This window comes from Bradyrhizobium agreste, from assembly GCF_016031625.1.
Classification (GTDB): domain Bacteria; phylum Pseudomonadota; class Alphaproteobacteria; order Rhizobiales; family Xanthobacteraceae; genus Bradyrhizobium; species Bradyrhizobium agreste.
This window is the reverse complement of record NZ_JACCHP010000003.1, coordinates 145,411-170,494: the sequence shown is the minus strand read 5'-3', so window position 1 is coordinate 170,494 and position 25,084 is coordinate 145,411. Positions and strand designations below refer to the sequence as shown.

At 58.0% G+C, this 25,084-nt stretch carries 15 protein-coding genes; 11 read left to right on the top strand and 4 right to left on the bottom strand.

Annotated elements, in window-relative coordinates; all coding sequences use genetic code 11:
- The first annotated feature begins 2 nt into the window (after positions 1-2).
- Together HZZ13_RS05615 and HZZ13_RS05610 are read left to right on the top strand one after the other, a co-directional pair.
- Entirely contained in the window at positions 3-725 is a 723-nt protein-coding gene (locus HZZ13_RS05615; RefSeq protein WP_197958652.1) for an SOS response-associated peptidase, read from the top strand.
- A gap of 123 nt (positions 726-848) precedes the next feature.
- On the top strand, positions 849-1,118 hold the full coding sequence (locus tag HZZ13_RS05610; RefSeq protein ID WP_197958651.1) for a hypothetical protein: 270 nt from the start codon (positions 849-851) through the stop codon (positions 1,116-1,118).
- 429 nt (positions 1,119-1,547) lie between these two features.
- On the opposite strand, the gene HZZ13_RS05605 is transcribed toward HZZ13_RS05610, so the two are convergent.
- From HZZ13_RS05605 to HZZ13_RS05595, 3 genes are all read right to left on the bottom strand, one after another.
- The gene (locus tag HZZ13_RS05605) at positions 1,548-2,459 is read right to left on the bottom strand and encodes a hypothetical protein (protein WP_197958650.1); all 912 of its coding nucleotides are present in this window, start codon (positions 2,457-2,459) and stop codon (positions 1,548-1,550) included.
- Positions 2,460-2,472: 13 nt separating this feature from the next.
- Positions 2,473-4,452 (bottom strand): DUF8600 domain-containing protein, encoded by a 1,980-nt coding sequence (locus HZZ13_RS05600; protein WP_197958649.1) that lies wholly within the window; start codon positions 4,450-4,452, stop codon positions 2,473-2,475.
- Positions 4,453-4,599: 147 nt separating this feature from the next.
- Entirely contained in the window at positions 4,600-6,579 is a 1,980-nt protein-coding gene (locus HZZ13_RS05595) for a tyrosine-type recombinase/integrase (protein ID WP_197958648.1), read from the bottom strand.
- Between HZZ13_RS05595 and HZZ13_RS05590 the strand changes: the two genes are divergently transcribed.
- The 8 genes from HZZ13_RS05590 to HZZ13_RS05555 all read left to right on the top strand — a co-directional run bounded on the left by HZZ13_RS05590 (position 6,578) and on the right by HZZ13_RS05555 (position 14,815).
- Positions 6,578-6,904 (top strand): hypothetical protein, encoded by a 327-nt coding sequence (locus tag HZZ13_RS05590; protein WP_197958647.1) that lies wholly within the window; start codon positions 6,578-6,580, stop codon positions 6,902-6,904. The genes HZZ13_RS05595 and HZZ13_RS05590 overlap by 2 nt on opposite strands.
- A gap of 1,607 nt (positions 6,905-8,511) precedes the next feature.
- Positions 8,512-9,231, top strand: a complete 720-nt coding sequence (locus tag HZZ13_RS05585; RefSeq protein WP_197958646.1) for a hypothetical protein — start codon at positions 8,512-8,514, stop codon at positions 9,229-9,231.
- Entirely contained in the window at positions 9,228-11,588 is a 2,361-nt protein-coding gene (locus tag HZZ13_RS05580) for a TnsB C-terminal domain-containing protein (protein WP_197958645.1), read from the top strand. The genes HZZ13_RS05585 and HZZ13_RS05580 overlap by 4 nt, the downstream gene beginning before the upstream one ends.
- Positions 11,551-12,618 (top strand): AAA family ATPase, encoded by a 1,068-nt coding sequence (locus HZZ13_RS05575; protein WP_197958644.1) that lies wholly within the window; start codon positions 11,551-11,553, stop codon positions 12,616-12,618. The genes HZZ13_RS05580 and HZZ13_RS05575 overlap by 38 nt, the downstream gene beginning before the upstream one ends.
- Position 12,619: 1 nt before the next feature.
- A complete protein-coding gene (locus HZZ13_RS05570; RefSeq protein WP_197958643.1) occupies positions 12,620-13,426 on the top strand; it encodes a TniQ family protein in 807 nt (268 codons plus the stop codon).
- A 60-nt stretch (positions 13,427-13,486) separates the two neighbouring features.
- Positions 13,487-13,705, top strand: coding sequence for a hypothetical protein (locus HZZ13_RS05565; protein WP_197958642.1), 219 nt, complete (start codon positions 13,487-13,489; stop codon positions 13,703-13,705).
- Between the two features lie 99 nt (positions 13,706-13,804).
- Positions 13,805-14,290 carry a hypothetical protein gene (locus HZZ13_RS05560; RefSeq protein WP_197958641.1) on the top strand — a complete coding sequence of 162 codons (486 nt, stop codon included), beginning with the start codon at positions 13,805-13,807 and terminating at the stop codon, positions 14,288-14,290.
- 9 nt (positions 14,291-14,299) lie between these two features.
- On the top strand, positions 14,300-14,815 hold the full coding sequence (locus HZZ13_RS05555; protein ID WP_197958881.1) for a HipA domain-containing protein: 516 nt from the start codon (positions 14,300-14,302) through the stop codon (positions 14,813-14,815).
- Between the two features lie 32 nt (positions 14,816-14,847).
- Here HZZ13_RS05555 and HZZ13_RS05550 read toward each other — a convergent pair whose 3' ends face one another.
- Positions 14,848-18,243 carry a TM0106 family RecB-like putative nuclease gene (locus tag HZZ13_RS05550; protein WP_197958640.1) on the bottom strand — a complete coding sequence of 1,132 codons (3,396 nt, stop codon included), beginning with the start codon at positions 18,241-18,243 and terminating at the stop codon, positions 14,848-14,850.
- A 265-nt stretch (positions 18,244-18,508) separates the two neighbouring features.
- Between HZZ13_RS05550 and proA the strand changes: the two genes are divergently transcribed.
- Positions 18,509-24,451, top strand: coding sequence for an anti-phage protein ProA (proA, locus tag HZZ13_RS05545; RefSeq protein ID WP_197958639.1), 5,943 nt, complete (start codon positions 18,509-18,511; stop codon positions 24,449-24,451).
- Positions 24,452-25,084 lie beyond the last annotated feature (633 nt).

Here is a 25,084-nt window from a genome sequence, read left to right as displayed (position 1 = left end):
GAATGTGCAATCTCTATTCAATCACCACGAACCAGGCCGCCATCAGCGCGCTGTTCCGCGTGGTCAACCAGTACGTCGGCAACCTCGCGCCGATGCCCGGCGTGTTTCCGGACTACAATGCGCCGATCGTCCGGAACGGCCCCGAGGGCCGGGTGCTGGCAACCGCGCGCTGGGGCATGCCGTCATCCTCGAAAGCATTGATGGACGCGACGAAGAAGCGTGCGGAGAAGCTGCAAGCCAAGGGCAAGACCGTCGATTTCAAGGAATTGCTCCGGATGGAGCCCGATAGTGGCACGACCAACATTCGCAACGTAAAAAGCAAGCACTGGACGCGCTGGCTGGGCATCGAGAATCGCTGCATCGTGCCATTCAACTCGTTCAGCGAGTTCAACAAGGCCGAAGGCGGCGACATCTGGTTCGCTCTCGACGATAGCCGTCCCCTCGCCTGCTTCGCGGGCATCTGGGCCAACTGGACGTCGGTCAGAAAGGTCAAGGAAGGCGAGACCACCAATGACCTCTATGCATTCCTAACAACGGAAGCGAATGCCGAAGTATTCGCCATCCACCCGAAGGCGATGCCAGTGATCCTGACCACGCCCGAAGAGGTCGAGATCTGGATGACGGCTCCTACGGAGGAAGCCTTGAAGCTGCAACGGCCGCTTCCAGACGGCACCCTGCAAATCGTCGCGCGCGGCGTGAAGGAAGACGCCGCGCCGGCGGCTTAGTCTCCAGGGTGGCGCGGAACACGTCGACAAGCCTCAGCCCTGCCGTTTGTGAATCCCTGCCCCGTGCTAAACGCTCGGAACGAGCAGGACGGTGGAAGGATTCCCCGCCAGGAGACGCTCTCAATGCTGATGACCAAGGAACGACGACCTGCAATTCGGACGCTGCAAGGTTGGGCAATCTCGGTGCTGCAGGACGCTGGCGCTATTCGCGAATTCGAGGAGCATGGCTGGATGCAGGACCGTGCCGACCCTCACGCGCGCGACCGAGCAATCGACATTGCGACCCACAATCCTCCGGCTGGGCTGTCGCCGGACGATGCGGTGGCCGAAATCCAGGACGTGCTAGCCTCGATCGGCGATACCTGCCCAGAATGTCAGTCCATCGACTGCTGAAGCCTTTGGGGACCTTCGCTCAGCCGTCGGCGTCGGCAACCGGCGTGCTTGCCGGCCAGGTGAACACTTGTTGTGTAGTCAGCCCGTGCCGCCGGGTAAATCTCGGAAACGACCGAGCCTGGTACCAGCGTATCCTCGACGATCCGGGCCTTATCGTCCTTGGAGAACCAATGGCGGTGTCCCGTCTCCGTGATCATTTCCAGTAGGCGCGCCGTCACGTCTGACTTCAGCATATCCGTCAAGCATAGACACAAGTTGATCCTTTCAAAGAGATCGTGACACTCGCCTATCCCATGCGCCGCAAGAAGGTGGAAGCGAAACGACGCTTACGCTTCTCCTGCTCAGGAATAATTATGGCACCACCCGTTGACGCCCGTAGGGTGCATGGAGGACCTACCCCGCCCCGAGCGGCCAGCAGCCCTTCTCAGGTCAGTTTGGGACCCGTCGCAAGCAGTTGAACTCCGAAAAGGGGCTCAGTCGTGGCAGCCAACTGACAGCTTCTGGATCGGCAGCCACCAGAACGGTATCAATGTTCTCAAACGCGTTTGGTGGTAATTTGCTCCAAAACTCTTCGTCATGAGCCGATACAACAACTGCGATGTTACGAAGAGATCCGGCGCGCAAGAACGTAGACACTCTGGAAACTGGTACAATCTCGCGCTTAGAATCCACCCCGACGTCGCAGCGCAATTCATCCGGCGAGTAGCGGGCAATAATGGCTCGTCCTTCTGGCGCGATCTGAAGTTCATCGGCAATTGCTTCCGCGTCAACTCTATCCTCCTTAACCAGGATCGTTCGCTTCCCAAGCTGCGAACGGTTTTGTTGAAGCCATCGTGCAAAGTCGACCGGCAACGCGACGATGTTTTTGAACGATGGATCGTCTGGATCAATTCCATATGTTCTTAGCTTGCCGCGAAACCAGGGTGACACGACGGTCACATTTTGCTGTTGAAGCACGTAGCTAATGGCACCGACGACATCAGCAAGGGAGTATGGCTTTCCAAGTGCAATTATCGGAATGTCCCTCTCAGGGATAAGAGTAACGCGGGCTCCCGGTGCGTTCGCCCAAGACAAATGGACTACGAACGGGCGCGGCAATGTCACTCCGCCGAGGAAATCCGCAAAAATGTGGTTGGAGTCCTTATAGCTCTTGAATTCAGAGTCGAACTCAAAGGCGGGAAGACCTTCTTCGGACACCGAAACCCATGTAGGTCGGGTGTGTGCAGTCACGTCAGTCGCCGAACCCGCGAACAATCGATCAATCGCGTCACTAAGCGGGCCAATTTGGGCCGCGGAAACCTGCCGCAAAATTTCGCAAAACTCCGCCGATGGCAACATCACCAATACCTCCAGCTTAAAAGTTAGGACTTTGGCCAATTCTGTCGTAAACCACGACATCGCTAGAGTTCGTTCGATACTCGAATCCCACCCACCACCTTCCCCTGCCCTCGCTCGGGCAATGCAAACTCATCCTGATCGTACCGAGCGTTATCTCTAGGATGGCGCCACTCTCAGCGAGCGGCTTCTCGCAGGAATAATTGAAAACAGCGCAACGAACCCCACGCGGCTGCCCAATAGCAACAATCTCAGGACCGCTGCCTTCCCTGCAATCCTGGTAGAGAGTTGCCCACGGCGAAGATGCAAGCGTGCCGGAATTTTCGTAACTGATCTCTGCCACCGCGCCATTCTCGTCGGTCAACCAAACATGCAAGTCGAGATCGCGCGGCTGCGTGCTCCAGCGCAGGATAATCCTGCCCCACGTAGAAGCAGCCGATCCGGCAGTGTCCACTAAGTGCGACGGTGCGCCGGTTCGCTCCGAAAGTGCCGAGACCGCGACGTCGTTTCGGTTCCCGGCGTCAGCTGCCGAAACTGGGCGCTCGAAGCTTCCCAGCAACGAGCGAACAATTTGACGAAGAGAGTCTTGGGCAACGTCACTAGATGGATTTAAGTCACCAATAATCTCCGTTCGGTCCCTTAGATGTGGGCTGAGCCGCTCGCGAATGGAATCGCTAGCTTGGCCGTGGTTCACCAGCACGACTTTTGCTCGTGGACGACCTCGCGCGTAATCTTCCAGGGCGGCAGTAAAATTTGCGGAGCTTGCCTTCAGGTACTGTTTGCATTCGACTACCAGCACTGAACTTTCTGGGTACGTGATCGGTGCCTTTTGGATGGAGTAGTCTGGTTGGATGGCGCGAGTGCGGCCCTTGCCTTTTGGATTTTCTAGCGGCGAACGCAACTCCGCCCAAACATAGAGGAGATCCCCGTCGGTTCGCCTCGCCGTTGCCAAGTGAGTGCCGCCAAAAGAATAGCGTATCCAGCCATCTATCGAATGTATCTCTACATGGGGACCAAGTGATTGCACTACTTGGCTGCCGACCCAGGCTGAATACAATTCAGAGCGACGTTTCCAGGCGGGCAAGGACAGCAATTCTTCAAGTACGGCGACGCGGTCAACAATCGGGCGTTTCACCTTTGGAACACTATCAAAGACCGACTGAACCGATCGAACGAACTGCTCTTGTCGAGCGATGTCGTTGGCGGCATCGAAGATGCTGCGAAGCACGCGTGCCGACCACGCCTCAGCGTCCAACAGCTTTAGGAGCCACGGATCAAAGCCAATCGATCGGAGCGATCCAGTTGGCGTCCATTTGAAGGTGTCGAGTGCGCTCCTTAGATCACCGACATCGCGACTGGCTTGGACAATTTGGGACCACAGATTCCAGAGGAGACGCAACGTGTGGCCCGAGTGACCACTCCCGAACGCTGGTTGATTGGGCAAGTCCGCTGGCCAGCGCCCTTCGTCATACTCTACAAGCCACCTTTCAGCTGCTTCGCTCAGCGGCTTGGACGCGGCTTCTGGCCGTGGTTGAGGGCCAGCCAGGCCTCGCAGAATATCGTGGTTCCAGGCTGGTACTCCCTCAACGCTGTACCGCTTGCCTTCTTCCCAACGCCACTCCCATTCTCGGAACTGTTTGAGGTCGAACTTGATATCTCGGACCTTGCTTCCGAAGTCAAATGCAACACTAAGACCTCCAGTCGATGAGTAGGAGGCGTCGGCCTTCTCGAAGAAGGCCAGCAAGTCGCTTAGCATGTCGGTGAATGTAGCCGTGGCCGCAAACAAGGCGTCGATAAAGTCTTCGGTTGCTACGCTTTGATGGTCGAGTTGCGGGCCGATATTCTGGGTGGGGTCTAAATTGAGGCGTTTCGCCAGCGCGGCCACGACCGCCCCATCGTAATGCTCGACATCAAGACCACCAATGCGTACAAATTCGTCCCAACACTGCCGGGCCGATCGCGCGACCACCTTTAATTGCTCTTGGGCTTTCCTCGGCAATGATGTCCCCCTGGCAGAAATGCCCACATTATCACAACTACTGCGGGTGAGACAAATTCGTTCAAATCTCCGGCTAGGTCATTCGAGTGGGGCAACCTCCCAACGTTGTGCTGGCAAAATCCGTTATTCTTTGCGGTTTCTTCGGCCTCACATGAGCTTCGTCATCGGATGCTGTTCGGCCTCGATCTTGCGAGCGACATGAGCTCTCTGCCCGGCGGCAAACTGGTCTGAACTACGGAGCCCCACCGCCTTCGCGGTCTCAAGCGCATCTCCTAGCACGGCGTACAGATTGCGACGGAATGCCTGAGTAAGCTGCTCTGGTGTGACCTTCGGCAGATTGAGTCGTTCTTGGGCGCTCTTCACCCACATCAACATGGTACGGTGGTTCATGGATTGACCTCCCTCCCGCCCCGGGAAAATGAAATCCGCTGAATAGGCCGGCAGGCCAATGGCCATCCGTAGTGCCGCTTTGGTGTGGGGTGCCAAGATCACGGACCGGCCTTTGACATCCAATGTCTCGCCAAGCAAGGCTGACTTTCTCAAGCCAAGAGCTTCATTGGACTTCAGGCCTTGCAGCGCTAGCAGAGATACGAACGCCTGCAGTCGCACCAAATTGAAATTAGACGGGTGGAGCGCCGTATATTCCCAAAGCTTGGTGACCCACTCCCGTACATCAACAGTCGCCGCCGCATTGCGAATGCGATCGTCTGGACGCTGAGGGGCCTTCAGGTCAAGGACCGGTATTGACGCAACCGCCCCACGCTCAAAAAGATAGACATAAAAGCCCTTCAAAGCGGCACGATCGATGATAGCTGAGGCCGCGCCGCGCGTGGCGCTCCGTCCTGATTGGAACGAGGCGATATCCTCGGCATTTGCGTCTCGCACTGCTTTCTGCTGGGACGGCAGAAATTTGTCGGCAAACTCGCGCACCACGCTGCAATAGGTCACCGCAGTGTTGTGCGGCTTGGTTTTGAACAGATGATCAATGTAGCCGGCTGCGTCGCCGTCTCGAACGTTCGCGGCTCTTTTTCTGCGCTCACGTACACTCGATTTCGCTTCGACCTCGGGCGACCTCGGAGCCGACGGAACTTCCGCGGTTACCTCGTCGGTGGCGTTGTGATCAGTCCGCGCAGGAACAAAGCTCTTGCGGACATGATGCGCGGCCAACTCTGCCGCTGCATAATTCGGAGGCTCATTCGCGAAGACATCCTGCAGGCTAACTCTTGACGAGAAGCCCAGCTCCCTCATGATCCAAACGTCGTTGTGTCCGAGTGCCCGCAACTCGCGGACACGACCATTCCGAAATGCGCTCGAGTCCATACGCTCATGGAGACCGAGCTGATTGCGGAGGTCCGCGATAGAAAGCTCGGCCGCCCTCTTCGTTAGTCGGTCGCCAAATTTGCCCACCAATAGCGGCCAACCGTCGGAGATATTGAAGGGACAGACTGCGAGATACTCTCCTATCGCTTCCGTGCTCGGTGAGGAAAGCGAGACAATCCGAGATTGAGGCCCTTTCCGGACGAGGACCGAGCCGCGTGCGAGACTGACATCCCAAAAATCGAGGCCAAGTGCCTCACCTAGTTTGAGCCCGTCTGTCGATAGAAGACTTGCCAGAGCGCGGGTGCGAAACTCCTGCCAGGAGCTGTTGAGATGATCCGAGCGCGCAGCTCCGAGAAGGCTACCGCGATCTTCGCTCTCCAGGACATGCCTATCGCCACGGCCATAGGTCAGGAGGCGGCTCACGAGGATGCCGTCGCACCGAATGCTGCAGTGGTCATGCAGAAACCGAGCAAATGCTCGCAGAGCAGACATCTTGACGACGATTGTGTTCGGCTCGTCACCAGCATTAGACATAGCCTCCTGCATCTTGTTGATGTCGTTCGGACCGAGCCGTCGGAATGCATCTACTGACACGTCCGCGCCTGTCACCTCGCTCAGGACCTGCAAACAGCTGCGCAGGGCGATGGCATACGTCGAAACGGTGTTGTCAGCGGCAGAGTTTCCGCGCAAGTTGTTGATCCACATGGCGAAAAATGGATCAAAGCCAGGCAGCTTCGCTTCCCGGCCCGCGAGATAGATATCCGCTTGAGCGCCATCTTGAGCTGCGTTTTTAAGGATCTTGGGCATGCCTGTTCTCTGGACACGCTTAGGATGCTCGAAGCCGTGGAAAGCCGCAAATGGCGCCATCACTTGGAAAAGCGGCGGCCGTCTCCGGTTCCTACCCGACCAATCTCTGAATATTTTTCAGCCGCCTCTCCAGCTGGGAGACCGACACGAGATGGCGGCATGTTCAGCGCTGGTTTCGCTGAAGCCAATCCTTGACCGCTTGTTCGACGATTTCGAAAGCGGCGACGTCGCGATCGAGGGCAGCCTTCTTCAACTCCCTAACAAGGGTGGGCTCCATGTAGACAAGAAGCTGTTTGCGGCCATCGGCCCGGTCGCCGGAGCGTGACGTCTTCTTCAATCCTTCAGCCTGCTTCATAGATAGTACTTTGCGCTCCAAGAACGAAGCTCGCAAGGTCGTTGGTACCCGAACGGCAAAGGATTCGCTTCCACTGTTCAACTCTGTCGACTGAGGCCACTGAAGAGCCGCCGCGCTTTGATGCGATCGGACCTCTGCGAGCCATAACGTTCCGGCTGGATCGAGTGATATGGATGGCGCCCATAGGACAGACGATAATTATCCTCCCGACAAGGCTCAGTAGGAAATTCCGAATTCTCCGAGAATTCCGAATTTGACCCTATAGCAGCGCCACAAAATTGCCGCAAAGTAGATAGCTGACTATCTAGCTATCTGAGCGCTTCAATCACCCTCAAACCGGGCTGAGTTCGTCAGATGCCCAGCGTACCTGTTAGCCGTGTCGAGTGGCGACGGTTGAGAACCCCTGCTCTCTTCGAGAGCGCCAAAACGCTGCAGCCCATTCCCAGCCCATCGGATGCGCACTACCAGGCGATGGTCCAAGCGACCCTGGACGCAAGCGTCCTTCAAATGGAGCCAGGACCAGTAATTGCGCTAGGCTCAGGCCAATCGGCGCACCAACACCAGACGACGGCTCTAATCTCAGCCGATGCTTCGCGTACGGCGCTGTATGTGGTCTCTCCGGGCGATAAGCCTCCTGAACCGCAGGAAATCGAAGAGGCTAGCGAAAGGTTCAGGACAACCGGATGTCTCTATCAGGTCCTCACGCCTGCCGATGTGCGACGAGAGCCATTGTACTCAAATTCAAAATTGGTTTGGGAGTGCCGCAGCCAACGTGTTGCGGCCGGTGATCGAATACGGATCCTCCACGTACTAACGGAAAGCGGCCCACTGCCACTCATCGAGACGGCAAGTGCAGCTTTGCGCACCAGCGATGCAATAGCGGTTGTTTTGGCCCTAGCTTGTCAAGGGCTGGTCGAAATCGACTTGGCGGTTGGGCCGCTCGGTCCTGAAACCCAGGTGCGTCGAGGAATGCTCAGCAAGGTTTCAGGCGGCGGCACGGCGCAAATCTAACAATCAACACGCACACACGGGCCGGCACTCTGAGGTCAAATGCCGCTCTCGTTGGTCGTCCAATGATGGCAATTTGCGAAATCTGATGAGCAAAAAAAATTAGTTTTGCGGCTTGACCCTTTCAGGACTCGATTCGAATCCTGCGTCGTGAAGACAGAAAGGAGGATCTAACTTAGAGCCTGACATTTCGCGCAAATCGCACGGTCGATCCATCCATCGACCGTGCGCTTGCTCGAAAGCAGACGTCCTCACTGACTACCAGGTATGGGGCGGCGGGAACGCATTGTTAGAATCGCACGCAGATTCGCGAGCTGCAAGGCCTCTCCCGCTCCTGAAAACTTAACGAAGGAAGCACGCTGGACTCAAGCCAGCGAACGCGGAGTTGCGCCTATGAGTCTGACTGGACTCGCCAAATCGCTCCCCGAGAGCGCTCAGCTGGACTGGCTCGCTCGCAATGGCGCAGCGAGAGCGAGTCAATTTGTCGCAGCTCAACCCGACGGGCCTGCGACCGCACCGAACTTCAACAACGTCGCCTTCTTGCTTCATCCGCACAAGGAGCCGCGAGCATGAAGCGTGACGCCTTGATCAACTGGAATGCGCCAGTGCGCACCATCGGAATTGAGCACAATGCCGATGGCACTCCGATCCGAGACCCCTTTAAGTCGGTGTGGACACACAAGGGCATGAGCCCGGTATTTGCAGGCAGGGACGCAATTGCGTGGGAGGGAGAGAACGAGCGGCAGGCGCTCTGGTTTGAACGCTTTGTTCGTCGCGCCTTCCTGATTGCTCCGCAGCCGGAAATTATCTGGTTTGAAGTTGACGGATATGTCGTCGGACACATCCCGGATTTCCTAGTGCAGCGCCCGACCGGCACGGCGCGTGTCGGCGTCAAGGGCCTTACTGCGTTCGCATTCGCCCCTTGGACTTCGGACAAGCTCAGGGCGATCACTCGAGCGTACGCGCAGAAAGGTCTGCTCTACGAACCTGTCACGGCCATGGACTTGCGACGACCTCCCCTCGCCCATGCAGTCGACGAGATCTGGCGCGCGCGACGTGTGCGCTTCGAATTCGACGACCGCGATCACGTCATGAAGGCCCTGAAGAGCGGACCGATTACGCTCGGCGACGTCCATTCTGTCCTCGGAGCGGGCGATCCCAGGCGAGCGCTCGCTTTGCACGCCCAGGGCGTCATCACCATCGACATCACATCGTCAGCACTCGGCTCTGCGTCCAAAGTGGTCGCGGGCAACCTCGATCTCGGCCGATATTCGGGAGAGCTGCCGTGAACTCGATCGTCCGGCTCTCGGACCCCAGCAGCAAAATGCCGGGTCTATATGAGCCCTGGCCGGGCGATCCTGGACCGCAGGCGGACCAGCCTCCTCCATTTCCAATCAAGGTCGGTGAACGTTTCCTCTTCGGTGGGACGATCTTCACTCATTCGCGACGCACGACTGATGGCACGTTTGTGTTCGACGCGGAGAATGCCGCAACGCCCATCCTGCGAAGCTCATGGCGCCTTCTCGCCGAATTTAATGCCGGCATTGTGGTCCGCGTCGAACGCGGTGTTCGAGCGCGGCCTTCTCGAGCCCACGAGGCCGCGGCAAACGGCCTAGTATCGCCGGCCAAGCTCCACGAGGTCCTCTCTGAGGAATTTGCTGTAGCAACCATCCTAAATCGTCTCCGGGACGAGCAAAAGCGTCGAACACAGGCAGGTTTGCCGCTCCTACCCTTGGTGGGCCCGCGCGACAAAGGTAAGCGCTCAGAGCCCACCGAAAATCCAACGAACCTGGACGAGTTCAGTGCAAAGGTTTGGAGCGAACTGGGCTTCCCCTTGGAGACACGCCCTCACTGGAAAACAATAGGAAGAAAACGGAAAGAAACTGAGCATCTCGAAGTGGTGTCCGCCATTCATCTGATTGATGGTCGTAAGATTGCGGAACAACCCGCACGAACTGATTCTACGCGTCGGGAAATCATCCGGGAGGTCATCGGAGGACAATTCGCTACGCGCACTTTTGAGAGCGTTGCAGGAGCCGAGAGGGCCGTCAATGATAGGTTGGAAGATCTAAACAAGGAGCGCCCTGATAACGCTCGTCTCGAGTATGTTGGTCGCTGCGCGATCGAGAACCAGATCATAACATTTCCGGGTATCGAGCTGTGCGCTGCAAAGGAAGGAAAGAAGAAAGCAGCTCTGAAATACCGGGTTACAGGAAAGCTTGAACGGCCCGAGGAGCCGGGAACCCTGGTGGAGTTCGACTGGCACCAGATCGATCTCGAGAACAAATGGCCGAAGACGTACGAGTATCTAAGTGAACTCGCCGGCGTGGCAATCCCGCGCCTTTGGCTTAGTGCGGGGATCTGCGTCGCTACAGGCGGACTCTACGGGTACAGCTGGTCGGTCGGAAGCGTCGCCCGAGGTGATGTCATGCGAGCATTTGCGCATATGATTCGACAAAAGCCGAGCTATGCGCACTTGGGTGTGAAAGGTACTTGGCTACACCATGGGCTAATGAAGATCCTCGCTTTCGATCACGGAGACGCGAATCTCGCCCGTGACGTGCTTAGGGCCGTGACGACGCTAGGCGTCGAAATCGCGATTGACGAAAAGGGTAATCCCCAGAAGCGTCCGCATATTGAGCGATACTTCGGCATAGTCGAGGAGATGTTCATCTCCAAGCTCGTAGGCGCGCTTGGCCGCAACACGATCGTTCGGCCCGAGTCCTCCAGCGAGGTTGGTGAGCTCCTAGCTATTGATGAACTCGATCGCCGATTTATCAAGTTCAACGTTGATGGGCATGCGGTGAACGTTCCATCGACGCGATGGATGTCGCCCAACGCCGCGTGGCGCCACTACGAAAAAATGCATCCTGGATGGGCCCCCGATACGGCCCGCTCCGCGGCTGAGTTAGATCAGGAACTCAGGATTAGCGTTCATCGTAGAGCCCGCAACGAGGGCATTCGCGTCAAATACGTTTTCTACAATGACGACAATATCAAGAAGATCCGTTCCGATGCACACGCGCATTCGAATGGAGATCCGAAAGTTGAGGCTCGCATTAAACCGGAGGACATCTCCGACGCCATCGTTCACGATCCGCATCCGATCACGGGGGGCTGGAAACAAGTCGAGTGCTGCTTCCGTGGTTATGCGCCGGGTAAATCGATGGCCCTACATAACATCATTCTGAATGCCGCAAAGATCGCGAAGAAAGCAGAGCAGGAGATCAACGAAGCTCTTTTGAACAACACGTTTACGGCAGTTACGGCAAGAGCGCGCGAGAAAGCGATGAAGCGCGGCGCCTCGAGGCGCTCGGTCGGAGGCGCAGCAAGGATCGCGCAACTGCGAGGTCCTGGAGGCGCCGATCTCATGCACGGCGCTCCGCCGCATCCTCGCGCGGAGCGTTCGCCCATTTACTCCGAGCACCAGGCGCACATTGCCCCAACTCGGAGCGAGGGCATCGGGGAATTGGAGGAAGCATTCGATCCCGCACGTGCTCGCTCGCTCCTTCTGCGCAAACACTCGGCCCCGCCCGCGCCCGTAGAAACAGGCCCTTTAATCCAGATCGCCTCGCTTGGCACCGCCCGCGTGGATCCCCCTCAAGTAGATGTCGACGAAGATGACGATAATGACGATGCCTATTGAACGATTGGAAAACCCTCACCCGCATCCCGCCTTTGCCAAGGTGTGTGCTGCGTTGGACGCTCTTCATATCGATCTGGGCGATCAATGTCGTGTCGTCGATCGGCTTCGCGCCCTCGTCGAGCGTGGCCCGCGGAAACACATCCTGGTTATCGAGGGCCCTGGCGGTGTTGGCAAGACGCGCAGCATTGATGTTGCCAATGGCACGATTCAAAGCATGGAAGTTGCCGCGCTCCCGGTTAACATCTGCAGAGTTCGTTGCACCGGGACCACGAATGCAAGTGTACTCGGCGAATTGATTTGCCTTGATCTTAGGGTACCGCCTTCCGGGCTTGGTAATCCCGCGAGGCTCGCGAGCTATATCCAGATCCAGATGCCGAAGAAGGGGCGACAGCTTCTCATCGTAGACAATTCTCATTTTCTCGACCAAGAAGGGCGGAGCGGCGAAGGCGTCCTTCGCATATTGGGAAGTGTCATTGCGTCAGGCGCCGCATCCGTCGCTCTCGTCGGGCGCGAGAACACGAGCGCAATTGGAAAGCGCTTGAAGGAAGTCGTCGCCCAAACCATGGAGGTGGTGACTGTAGAGCCGCTCAAATATGAGAATGGGCAAGACTTGGACGCGATTAAAGCCTTTCTCGGTCTTTTGGCCGACGGCCTGAAGCCCGCACTCGCCGGATCGGGGGTCGAGCTCAAGCTGCACACCGACGACATGGCGAAGAGGTTCTGGGCCGGCGCGTGGGGTGTTGAGGGCCTGATGATCACATTGGTGCTGGAGACGCTCCGAGCCGTCTTGGAAGGCCCGGCCCTGCAAACTTCGTCTTATCTGATCGGCAAGGATGATTTTGCGGAAGCCTGGCGGGTTTTCGCGGCTTCAGAAACCCCCCTCACCTTCAATCCCTTCTCAAGACACGACGCGCCGACCTTAGGTGAAATCGAACAAGCGCGCGCGCGCGTCAAGCAGAAAGCCGAAGAGCAGAACTCGGTCGTCTTGCCGAAGGCGCCACGCGGCCCCGGCGCTCGCATCTGGAGCTAAGATGCCGAGCTTTGTCAAATTGGGACAGGTCTTTCAGCCAGCTCCTGGCGAACATCTGTTGAGCTGGCTGATGCGGCTTTGCGATGCGAACGGTATCGTGCTCTCAGATTTCGCAGAGCAGCTCGTCGACATCAAAGCGTCCGAATTTGCATCGATCGCTTCCCGGACCGAGCACTCGCTTGTCATCTCCTGTCTCACTGACACTTCGGAGGACATCATCCGGGAGATGATGCATTTGGACCTGAGTGCCGAGATAACAACATTTGGTGGACAGTCGATCCCGTCGTCCGCGCTTGAGCGGAGCAAGCGGCGTTTCGCGCCAGGTCATCTTTCACGAGATCGTACTCCCTTCCTGCGAGCTTTGTGGGCAATCCGCCCCATTACTTGCGATCCTACATCGGGCGAACGTCTGGTCGATCGATGCCCGTGCGGCCATCCATTTTGGTGGCGAGATGCCCACGAGTTGCTTAATTGCACAGCCTGCCGAGCGGATATTAGATCAATCCCCTCCACCCAAGGGACCGACAACGAGATCGAGGCCAGTCGCTTCTGGGCCTCCCTCTACTCAATGAAGGCAAGTCGACGCGAAGAAGTTCGAGACTCGTTGGCGCCCGTCTTCAAAAATTGGACCGCGGTTGAACTGGTTCGACTCATCGAGATAGCGAGACGAGTTATGGGAGCCTCCGATCTGACCACTGGGATCCTGTTGCTGAAGGATTGGCCGAAGAGCGTGTCTTCACTTCACGCGCCCAAAAGAGCGGCACTGATGCGGGCCGTCGCGGAACTGTCGAGGGAGGCGGCAAACTAGACTTTTGGACGGTTCGGGAAGGATCGACCCTATTAAGAGGCCGCTCAGGGGTTCTTCACTATGAGGCTCACTATTCAGACGTTCTTCGATCGCAGGTGGCATGATGCCGCTGTCGTGACCTTGAGCGATCCCGACAAGGGGCTAACTGGCGCCTCATCGGTCAGTTACGAAATGCCCTACTTCTACGACCACGGCACCTCGGGCGATGCGGTTCGCAACCTTCGCGCCTATTCCGTCGCGGCCCCCGTGGACTTGGAAGACCGCGCAGCGGATACTTGACCAGCGTTCCTCTTAGATTTACTTCCTCAAGGCAGGCAAGCAGTACGGATAGTCGATTTCCTCGACATTCCGGCCAGCGCTCCATCAAGCCAGATCAGATTGCTGTTGAGATCGGCCGGAGCTCCCGTCGGAAACATTCGCATCAAAGAGGCGCACGAGGAGGAAACGAAGCGCATCGAGAAAGTGCCGCGTATAGGCATCTCCACGGATGACATCCTCGGTTGCACCGACCATTTTCTAGCGATCGCAAACGACCTAGCGCTGATCATTTCTGGCTCTAGCGGTCTACAAGGCGATTGGCCGAAGGTAGCGTTCACCCAATCTGGGGCAGACGGATTCTGGTATCCAGACCCGATGGTCGAGGACGACGATGCGGTCGATCATGTCATCACGAAACTGCTTCGCAGCAACGAAAGGATCGATCAGCGCATTCTGGAGTCGGAGGCTGGATATGCGAAAGTTGCTCAGGAGTTCGGCCTGTTGGTGGAACGCCCCTGCACCTACAAGAATGGCGTGCTCACGATACCGAGGTTCGACCGCGGCAGGGATGACGGCGCGCTGATCCGCTACGGCCAAGAAAGCTGAGTCTCGGCCATCGGCATTGCGAAATTCGGCCACATAGGCGAACACGAGACGCATCTCGCCAAAATCCAGGAACTCTCATCGGACCCGCTGGGAGATACGATCGAGTACCTGCTGCGGGATCTTCTGAACCTGGCGATGGGCAACCCCGACAACCACGGGCGCAACACGGCGCTTCGGAAGTTTCCCGACGGACGAGTACGGCTCTCTCCGCTGTTCGACTTCGCGCCAATGAAGATTTCGCCGGCCGGGGTGGTCAGATCAACGACATGGGCTTGCATGGCCGCAAGCGGCGGAACGGACATCGAACCTGATTGGCGTGAAGTCTGTGAGGCGGTCGCGCGGCATGACATCCCAGCTGGCGTGCTGATGGCAACGCTCGCGGAGAAGGAAGAACTCTTGCGCGCCCTTCCTGAATCGGCCCGCATTCATGGGGTGCCGGACGCGGTCGTATCTAGCTCGGACGTGCGCGGTGACGACATGGCCGACAAGGTGGCGAAGCTTCGAAGGCCTCGCAAGTACAGATAGTTGATGCCCCTGCGTAATCCCAGACAGACGGGCTAAAGCAAGGTCGACAGCTCCAGATATCGGCAGAACGCGTTAGCCAATTGCATTTGTCGAGGGGTTCGACACTCTGCTTCGAACAAGCGGGGCGAAGCGACAACAACGCAAATGCACTTGGCCCGAGAGGTCGCGACGTTGAGCCGGTTTGCACTGTAAAGGAATTCCATACCACGTGGCGCATCGGAATAGGTCGACGTCGTCATGGAATAGATGACGATTGGTGCCTCCTGCCCTTGAAACTTGTCCACGGTGCCGATGCGGGCGCCCGGGATACGCTCTTGCAGCTCGAATACCTGCGCGTTGTAGGGAGCAATGATCAATATATCATCTAACCCTATTGGCGCCTCGGCGCCGCTACGATCGATCCAACTCGTACCGGACGCAAGGATCTCGACAACGAGCTCACGGACTTCCTCAGCCTCTTCCTTAGACGAGCTCTGATTGCCGGCGTGTTCGACAGGCAGGTAGCGCAGACCGGCACCGCTCAAGCGACCCTTCGATTTGATCTCCTGGTTCTCTAGTCCCGGACGGGAATGAAGGCGGCCTTCGTAGAAGAGTTCGGAGTTGAAGGCACAGATCTGCGGGTGGAGGCGCCAAGTTTCCTCAAGGAAGAGACCTCGATCGGGTGGGACGGTCGCGTGGGGCCCGAGAATATGATCCAGAGCGGAGACGTCGGCTCCATCGGGATGACTGCCTTGAATGGGCTGCTCGAGCTGGCGGGGGTCCCCGAGTAGGACGATGCTCTCTGCAGCTTGCGAAACAGCAAGCACGTTGGCGAGCGACATTTGGGCGGCTTCGTCAATGAACAGAATATCGACGCTGCGCGATGCATCAAGTCTGGCCCAAAACCATCCGGTCGCGCCACCCACGTTGCAGTCAGCGCCTAAGGCGTTGATGAAGTCCGCGTTAGCCGTCGTAAATTTCAGGCTTGGTAGGTCACCTTCGTCGTCAGAGACCTTCTGAATACAGCGAATGTTCTGCCCCTGCTCGGCAGCAGCCGTGACTACGCCGTCGAGAAGATTTCGAATGACCTTGTGACTATTGGCGGTGACGCCGACTGTCTTCCCCTCCTTTGCCATGGCGCAAATCATGCGAGCGCCAGTGAAGGTTTTTCCAGCGCCTGGAGGGCCTTGGACCGGGAAGACCGTCCTGTCCAAATTAAAAGCTACGCGGACGGCAGCCGCCAAGCTGGTTTCGCCGGGCTGCTGCAATTCCTGACCTCGGAGCCGCGGAGCGACCGCCATAAGAAGGTCGCGGGCCGCGCGATGCTCCCCCTCGCCTTCTATGCCGTTGTGAGCCACGTACTCTCCGATCCGCATCAGCGAATCCGCGAGTACCTGCGTATCGACGTAGCTATGGGCGAAAACTGCCTCGGGATGGACATCCATCGTATCTTTGCGCTTCTTGATGTCGATCGTGCGCTTCTCCAGTGCGATGGCAATAACGGTGCCGAATTTATCACCGCCAAGACTCCTGAGTTCATCCTCCGCACGGATGTCGGTATCTTGAAGACCAAATCGATACCGGTGGATCGGCGCCTTTGCGGTTCCCCCAGCCTGCCCTACGAATTCGAGCTCCGCCAGGCCGTCGCGCTCATGGAGAAGATCCTCGGCCGAAAGATCGCGGAGTCTGAAGTATTCCCACCACACCGCTTTCTTCTCGCGACCGTGCCAATCCAGCATTGATGCCAGAAGCCATCGAGCCTGCTGCTCGACGGTCCGCTCATCGATGTCGTCAGGGATGCCTTCCGTAAGTCTCGTCGAAACTGCGGCCACCCGCTTCTGCCAGGCGTCGAGTTCCGGCCGGATCTCGGCAGTGCTAGCTGCGGGCCGATCGATGGTTAGCCCCTCTTCGATGAGCTTGGCCCGTAGTACCTCCAACCAATTCCTCAGTCCTCTGGTGGAGGCGCAGTCATCTTTGTTGTAGCCCTTGATCGCAGCCTTATCCGCATCAGGGATGCCTGCGGCGTCAGCCATTTCCAGCCTGGCCTGCGTTCTCGCGAGCACCGCGCCAACATCATCCAGCGGCACACTGCGCGTGAAGGAATAGAGAGGCTCGAGCTTCTTGATCGAATAGCTTTCGACACTTGCGCGGATCGCGTGCCGTACGACCGCATAAAGGTCGACGAAGACTTCACCCCGCAGAAGATTATCCACTTCGGTTTCTCGCGTGGCGTAACGCCCCATGAGCCGCTTCAACGCGGCCGGTTCGTAAGGAGCGAAGTGGTAGATATGCAGGTCGGGATAGATCTTCATCCGGTCGATGACGAAATCGACGAAGCGTTCGAAGGCGGATCTTTCTTCGTGTCTGTTGGATGACCAGTCGCCTACATACCTGAGGTCGCCGTCGGCGTCCGAATAAAGATAGCCGAACAGGAATTCGAGTCCCCCATCGCCTACGAATGGATCCCCCTCGAAGTCGAAGAAAATATCCCCGTCCGAAGGCTGAGGTAGACGCGACAGACCAAACTTCGGTTCGGGTGGTAGAGCTTCGTAGAGGGCCGTTCCTTTGGTTCGGCCCTCTACTTGGATCCGCGCCTGTTCGCGCACTTTTTCGTAGCTTTGCGCAGCTCCGCGGTCAGGCCTCCACTGCAGTGGTAGCGGAAGCTCGGCTAGCGCCGCCATTGTCTCAACGCCGTGCCTTTCAAGCTCGCCGATCTGGGATTTGCTGATACCTGCGACGAGCGACATGTGGTCGTCCGCCCGCCTTCGAGCGTCGCAGTGCCGACGCCATCTGCAAATGTCGCAATGTTCTATCGGTTCGGGGTACGCGCCGTCCGAGCTTGGCGAAGCCACGGCACGCTCGAGGCTTCCTCTGACGTGGCGGTAATAAGCTGCGTAATCTGCAATCCGGTATTCTTCCGGCACGTAGTTTGTGCCTGGCGTTACGACGTAGGCAGAACCTGGCTCAGCCTGCTGCATCGCAGAAAGCAGGTCCGAGTAGAGACAGATCTGGAGGACGGTATTACCTTTCGTTTCCTTGGCGAGCTTCGTGTCGGTAACTTGGTAGGACCATGGGCCAAAGTGGCTCGGAGTTTCGACGCGACGCAGGACATCGGCGCGGCCGTTCCACCTGCCGGACTGAAGGGCGCCTTGGACAATGACGGCATCCCCCCGCTCCATCGCTTTGATCGTCGAGGAAAGTGCGGCCGCATCGACGCCGACCCCATCGATAATGGTCACGTTAAGGCCGCCGTCCTTAAGGTGCTCGACAAAGCCCTTCTCATGCTGCTCCCCGCGTTCGGCGAGCGTCTCAAGGACTGGATCCCAGATCTTGGGCTTTTCGAGCAATCCGTTCGCTACCCGCAGGTCGAGCTCAGTGAGGTAGCGGCAGTTCAAGTGGCCTATCAGGTCGCCCGAGCTTAGATTGAGCACGCCCCCGACCTTCTGCATGCTGGTTCCCCCTTCTGTGGTGCTGCTTTCGAGCAACTACCCCTAGGCTTAGCCAATTTTCCAATGCGCAATCTGCGCAAGGCACTCGAAATACGCGAGCAAACCAGCCTATAGTCACCTGAAACGAGTACAAGGGGGCAATAATGGCGAGGGTCGGCCCGACGGGGGCTCTTGGGCTCTCACCATCGGACCGGCGCGACAGGAGAACGTTGCTTACGCAGGCGTTCGGCGCCCGCCCGTCCCCCGTGCCTTTGGGGGAAAGACTATGTTGGAGCGAACTGAAGTCGATGAGGCGACCGTAAAAGCGGTCAAGATCGCCTGTATCGCGTCCGACAATGTGAACATCGCGTTCTACCAAAACGCTGTCCCGATTGTCCGCGAACTGGCCATCGAGAACGGGCTCGGGCGAGAAGCAACTGAAATTTCAGTTCACCTCACGGCAGAACCCCCATTCCTGACGCCGGGAGTGTGGCGGATCGACCGGATAGCCGACCAGGCAACGCACCATATCCGGAACCTGGACCTCAAGCTCGATCCTGCCTTTCTCGTCGGAGTCAACGCATCCAGGCGTGGAGAACTGCGCATCCGCGTCAAGGTGGCTGGCCAAACGCTCTCTGAAACAACCACCGAGATCAACCTACTGCCACCATCCCATTGGGGCGGGGTCACCTCGGCGCCCGAATTGCTTTCTGCATTCGTTAGGCCGACGGATCCGAGCGTCGACGTCGTCCTGCGCGAAGCTGCCGGCAAGCTTGCAGCTGCTGGGCGCGACGATTCGATGGATGGCTATCGCAAAGGAACCAAGGCTCGAGCCTGGGAGATCGCAGACGCCATCTGGGCCGCGCTCGTCTCGCACTCAATCGCCTACGTACTTCCTCCCAAGAGCTTCGAGCGGTCCGGCCAGCAGATTCGTGGTCCCAGCGATATTCTGTCTCGGAAGGTTGGCACCTGTCTCGATCTGACCCTGCTCTACGCATCCTGCCTCGAACAGGCTGGCCTCAATCCTGTGCTCGCGTTGACTGCAGGACACGCCTTCGTCGGCGTTTGGCTCGTAGACGATGATTTCTCGAGTTTGGTGATCGACGACCCGCAAATGCTGCGAAAGCGGGTGCAACTCGAAGAAATGGTGATGATCGAAACGACGCTTCTGACCGGATCGACTCCTGGTCGGTTCAAGCAGGCGGTGGAGGCCGGCAGAAAACTGATCGCTGAAGACGCGACCTCTCCCTTCGAACTCGCCATCGATGTGCGGAGAGCTCGAAGCGCCAAGATCCGTCCGCTCGATCTCAGCGGTTCGAGCGAACCAACGATTGCACCTGCGGCAACAGCTGGAATGGCGCAGGAAGTAGGAGAGGTCCCGCAATTCGAGGAAGAGCTCGATAAGCGCCGTGAACCGGTGGCGGAGAAGACCCTGGACCGCCTCGAAAGCTGGAAGCGTAGCCTTCTGGATCTTACGCTGAAGAACCGCCTGATCAACTTCAAGGACACGAAGTCGACCATTGCAATTGAGTGTCCTGACGCGGGATTGCTCGAGGATAAGCTCGCCGATGGTGCGAGATTCAAGCTACTCGGCAAGGCGACCGTTCTCGATGGTAGTGATGGAAGAGATGCGGCATTGCTTGCTCAGCGGCAGAATGACGATGCGCGCAAGGACTTCATTGTCGACGCTATGGTGCGAGGAGATCTCCACACATCAGTCGCAGACACTGACCTCGAAGGTCGACTGACCGATCTTTACAGGTCCTCGCGCCTCGCCTTTGAGGAAGGCGGAGCCAACGTCCTATATCTATGCCTCGGTTTCTTGAAGTGGACGCCGCAGGACGGTGCTGGTCCCTACCGGGCCCCTCTTGTTCTCGTTCCTGTCCAACTGGAGCGCAAGAGCGTGCGATCAGGCTTCAAGCTTGCCGCTCACGAAGACGAGGTGCGCTTCAACCCGACGCTCCTGCAAATGCTGAAACAGGATTACGACCTGTCCTTGCCGGAGTTCGAAGGCGAGCTTCCCGAGAACACCAATGTCGCCGAGATCTGGAAGACGGTCCGTCGCCATATCAAGAACATCAAAGGTTGGGAGGTGACCGAGCAGGTCGTACTCGCCACCCTCTCCTTCACCAAGTACCTCATGTGGAAGGACTTGGTCGATCGCACGGAACTGCTCAAGCAAAATCCAGTTGTGCGTCATCTCATCGATACGCCAACCCATACCTACTCTCACTCCCCAGGAGCATTCGTCGCTCCCAATACCATCGACCACATCATCGACCCAGCCGATCTGTTCGCGCCGCTTTCGGCCGACTCGTCCCAGATCGCGGCGATCGTCGCCGCGCAACGCGGCGGCGATTTCGTGCTGTTCGGCCCACCTGGCACCGGCAAGAGCCAGACGATTGCAAATATGATCACCAACTGCCTGGCGCACCAAAAGACTGTTTTGTTCGTATCCCAGAAGACCGCCGCTCTCGAGGTCGTACGACACCGCATGCAAGGCATCGGCCTTGGCAGCTACTGTCTCGAAGTTCACTCGACGAAGGCACAGAAATCCAATGTGATCGAGCAGCTGGCGACCGCGTGGCGCGAGCGCACTCCGGTCACAGAGGAACACTGGGCAGCGGCCGCCGGCGATCTGAAGAAAAAGCGTGATCAGTTGAACAAGCTGGTCTCAGCGCTACACCGCCGGCGTTCTAACGGCATGACGGCCTATGAAGCATTCGGCCGAGTGGTCGCGGACCGCGACCGGTTCAACGATATCGAACTAAAGTGGACAGTTGGCACGGTTCATACACCTGACGAACTAGCCCGCATGCGAGAGACGTGCGCGGATATCCGCACCGCTCTAGAGGCGGTCGGCGGTCCCAGCACGCATCCGCTACAAGGTATCAAACAGACGAGGTGGAATCCCGCCTGGGTTCAGTCGCTACAACAATTGATTGACAGCCTGCAGAGTGCGCTGCGCGAGGTTAAGGCCGCGGCCGACGCGCTTGTGACGTCGATTGGACTGGATCGAAACAATGTGGACGATGGGCTGCTACCTCAATTGATCCGGCTGGTCTCGTTGGCGCTGCACACGGAGGCGGCCGACGGTGTGCTGCTGTTAACAAATGAAGCCCCGGAGCGAGTCCGGGCATTGTCAGATTTGGCGGAGACGGTCGCCCGGCTGACCGAGAAATCGTCCGAACTGTCAATTCAGTACAACCTGAAAGCTGCGACTCTCGATCTGCAGACGCTTCAGCGAGATTGGGCTGAGGCATGCGCGTCGAACGTCATCGTCCGCAGCGGACGCAGGAAAAAGGTGCGCCTCGCGCTTAAGCCCTATTGCCCCGGTGATGTTCCGGACGAGATCGGGCGCGATCTGGTTGTCCTTCAAGACGTTTCTACGCTGCTCCGCGAAATCGAAATGCTAAGACCTCAATTCAGGGGCATGGAAAGGCTATGGCGGGGCGCGGCTAGCGAAACCGCACGCTTCGAAGGTCTCATCGAATGGTCGAATAACATGCGGGATGCCGTAGATGCGTTCCAAATCGAGGGCATTACCCCCGAACAGTTGCTCGCCCACATTGCAAGTCTAATCGACCGCGATATGTCGCGCTTCAAGGCCGGCGGACAGGTCCGACGGGCGTTCGAAACAATGTATCGAGCCTTCCCAGCAATGCGTCAGGCGGCAAAGGAGCTCGGCGCATGCATTGGCCTCGATCAGCCCGAAGATATCGTGTCTGTGGAGGCTGGTTGGATTGAAAGCCTCCAGGAGCGGACTTCGCGCTGGAAAGCCAATGTCATCAAGGCTCCCCAATGGGCGACCTGGCGCGCGGCCGCCCAAGCGGCGCGCGCTTCAGGATTGGCGCCTCTCGTCGAGGCCGTCGAGGAGGGACGTATTTCGGGCGCGGAAATATCGCGGTTATTCGAGTATGGATACGCGCGGTGGACCGCAGAAACTATCGTCAACAATGACGAGACATTGAGCACATTCCTTGCAGAGAGGCATAATGCTGCGATCGAGGCTTTCGTCGCAGCCGACGCAAAGGTAGCGGAGCTCGCAAAGCAAATTGTCAAAGCAAGGATCGGCGGGGCGGTGCCAACCCAGACGAACTTCGGCACGGATCCGGAGTGGGGCACGCTGGCGCGCGAGATCAACAAGCGCGCGAAGCACATGCCGCTGCGTCAACTCTTTGGACGTATTCCCAACGTCCTTACGAAGCTAGCACCTTGCGTGATGATGAGCCCCCTTTCGATCGCGCAATACTTGCCGGCTGACGCCAAACCGTTTGACGTGGTCATTTTCGACGAAGCTTCGCAGATCCCCGTATGGGACGCGATCGGCGCCATCGCGCGCGGCAGCCAGGTCATCGTCGTCGGCGATCCTGAACAGCTCCCCCCGACGAACGTTGGACAACGCGGCGTCGACGACGACGATGACGACGGTTCGACCGTACAGAGCCAGCAGAGCATTCTCGACGAATGTCTTGCTTCAAACATCCCGAGCATGCGCCTGAGCTGGCATTACCGCAGCCGTCACGAAAGTCTGATCGCCTTTTCCAACGCGAAATATTACCGCGGCGAGTTGATGACGTTTCCATCCCCTGTCACGCGGGATACCGCGGTTCGCTACATTCATGTCCAAGGTGGCATCTACGAACGCGGCGGCGCCAAAGTAAACCGCAAGGAAGCCGAAGCAGTAGTTGCGGAAATCGTTAAACGGGCAAAGACATCGTCGCATTCGATCGGAGTTGTAACTTTCAACGGCGATCAGCAGCGCCTCATCGAGAATATGCTCGACCAGGCTCGCCGTGCCGACCCGTCACTGGAGGCCCACTTCGACCGCAACCAGACGAGCGAGCCAATCCTGGTCAAGAACATCGAGAATGTGCAAGGTGACGAGCGGGACATCATCATCTTCTCGGTGGCTGTCGGCCCGGATAAGACTGGCCGAATCACCGCACAGATATCGTCGCTCAATAATGAGGGTGGTCATCGCCGCCTCAATGTCGCTGTGACCCGCGCACGACGCGAATTGCTGGTCTTTGCTACGCTCAGGCCTGAACAAATCGATCTCGGTCGCACCAGCGCCAGAGGCGTTATCGATTTCAAACACTTCCTGGAATTTGCCGAAAACGGCGCGCGTGCAATCGCCGAGGCTTTCTCGCCGACGGGACGGCAGACCGAATCCCCCTTTGAGGACGCGGTGATGCAGGCACTGCAGTCCAGGGGGTGGGAAGTTCACCCACAAATTGGCGTGTCTTTCTTCCGAATTGATCTCGGCGTCGTCCATCCGGATTTTCCCGGCCGCTATCTCGCCGGCGTGGAGTGCGATGGCGCCGCCTATCACCGCTCCGCCAGTGCCCGCGACCGAGATCGGTTGCGCGAGATGGTATTGACTGACCTCGGTTGGCGAATTCGTCGCATCTGGAGCACCGAATGGTGGATGGATTCGGCTTCGGCGCTAGAGAAGCTTCACCAAAGGCTCGTTGCAGATCTCGAGAGTGATCGGGCTCAACGCCCTGTCTCTGAAGAAGCTGAAAAGAGCCAAGCGTCGCTGAGCCAAGACAACGAAGCCAGCGAACCGCCAGATTCATCAGAGACGGAGACGATTGCCGCGATGGCGGCCGATCCAGAGCCGCCTGCTCCGGCTCCTCAGCCTGCGAACGACCCCGAGCCTGTCGAGGAGGCGCCCCGGTTGTACGCGCGTGCTGCAGCGCAAGAACAGAGGCCAGCTGAATGGCAGGAAAAGTACGTCAAGGCGGATCCGACCTCAGTAGTCGCAGCGGATCGACATCGCTTCTACGACGTCGGATACCGCGGTGATCTTCGGAGAATGGTTGACCACGTGGTCGAAACCGAAGGTCCAATCTATTTCGACGTGCTTGTAGAGCGGATCGCTCGTGCACATGGCTTCCAGCGTTCCGGCGAAACTGTCCAGAATATTGTTGCCGCCGCTCTGGGACGGCGCCGCTTCCCGAGCAGCCGAGATGGCGACCGTGAAGTTGTCTGGCCGCAGGATCTCGTGGTTGGTCCAAAGACGACCTATCGCGGCGCGGGCGGACGTGACCATGTCGACATTCCTCTGTCCGAGCTGGCCGGTCTCGCTGAGATGCTGCGTCGTGAGGGATTGGAGGATGAGGAAGAGATTATCCGTGGCATGCAGGAGCACTTTGGCCTCGGTCGCCTTGCGGGGTCCACGCGCGCCCGATTTGAGGCGGCGGTGGCGGCCATCATGACCTGAGACTTTGCTGCAATTGACTGACAGATATCCGAGTAGTGGCCGACTGCTCCAATTCGAAATGGATCTAGGCGCATACAATGTTGGGCGCCGGTCGGGGGTCATTGGCCGCGCCGGTCCACAGCCCGCGCTCGGCTATGATTTTTTTGACGAAGCCGACGGCGCGCTCGCACGGTATGCGCCAACTCTGCGCCCTTGCTCGAACCTTCGCTATGAATAGCCCGATCCTAATGAGGAACGAGCCCTTCAGGGCCCGACTATGCGGCCACCCCAAAACGGCGTACGAAGCAAGCCGCTCAAGCGTCGGGCGACACTTTGAGAATCGCAGGAAATCGAAGTTTGGCGTAGAATTTCGCAGTTTTGGTAGCGGGGTCCTCTACATCGTTAAACCCACTATTTCGGAAGCGCTGTTTTCTTATGGTCGCGTAGCGTAGCCGGTCGGGCCGCCCATTTTTAGCCCGCCGAGAGCCGCATTTGGTACGAAATAGACGCATCGCGCTATAGTTGCCGTTTGAGTTCACCTACATCCCCCAGCGCAGCAGCCCCGTACTTTGAGAATACTCCCTCCTCCGCATTGCCTTGAACGCCCGGAGCTTTTTGAGGCGCGCAACGATGGCTACGGTTGCCCTTTCCGAT

Bases quoted from the DNA above. Each gene is read 5' to 3' on its own strand.
- HZZ13_RS05615 (WP_197958652.1), top strand. From the start codon at position 3: ATGTGCAATCTCTATTCAATCACCACGAACCAGGCCGCCATCAGCGCG.
- HZZ13_RS05610 (WP_197958651.1), top strand. From the start codon at position 849: ATGCTGATGACCAAGGAACGACGACCTGCAATTCGGACGCTGCAAGGT.
- HZZ13_RS05590 (WP_197958647.1), top strand. From the start codon at position 6,578: ATGCCTGTTCTCTGGACACGCTTAGGATGCTCGAAGCCGTGGAAAGCC.
- HZZ13_RS05595 (WP_197958648.1), bottom strand. From the start codon at position 6,579: ATGCCCAAGATCCTTAAAAACGCAGCTCAAGATGGCGCTCAAGCGGAT.
- HZZ13_RS05585 (WP_197958646.1), top strand. From the start codon at position 8,512: ATGAAGCGTGACGCCTTGATCAACTGGAATGCGCCAGTGCGCACCATC.
- HZZ13_RS05575 (WP_197958644.1), top strand. From the start codon at position 11,551: ATGTCGACGAAGATGACGATAATGACGATGCCTATTGAACGATTGGAA.
- HZZ13_RS05570 (WP_197958643.1), top strand. From the start codon at position 12,620: ATGCCGAGCTTTGTCAAATTGGGACAGGTCTTTCAGCCAGCTCCTGGC.
- HZZ13_RS05565 (WP_197958642.1), top strand. From the start codon at position 13,487: ATGAGGCTCACTATTCAGACGTTCTTCGATCGCAGGTGGCATGATGCC.
- HZZ13_RS05550 (WP_197958640.1), bottom strand. From the start codon at position 18,243: ATGCAGAAGGTCGGGGGCGTGCTCAATCTAAGCTCGGGCGACCTGATA.
- proA (WP_197958639.1), top strand. From the start codon at position 18,509: ATGTTGGAGCGAACTGAAGTCGATGAGGCGACCGTAAAAGCGGTCAAG.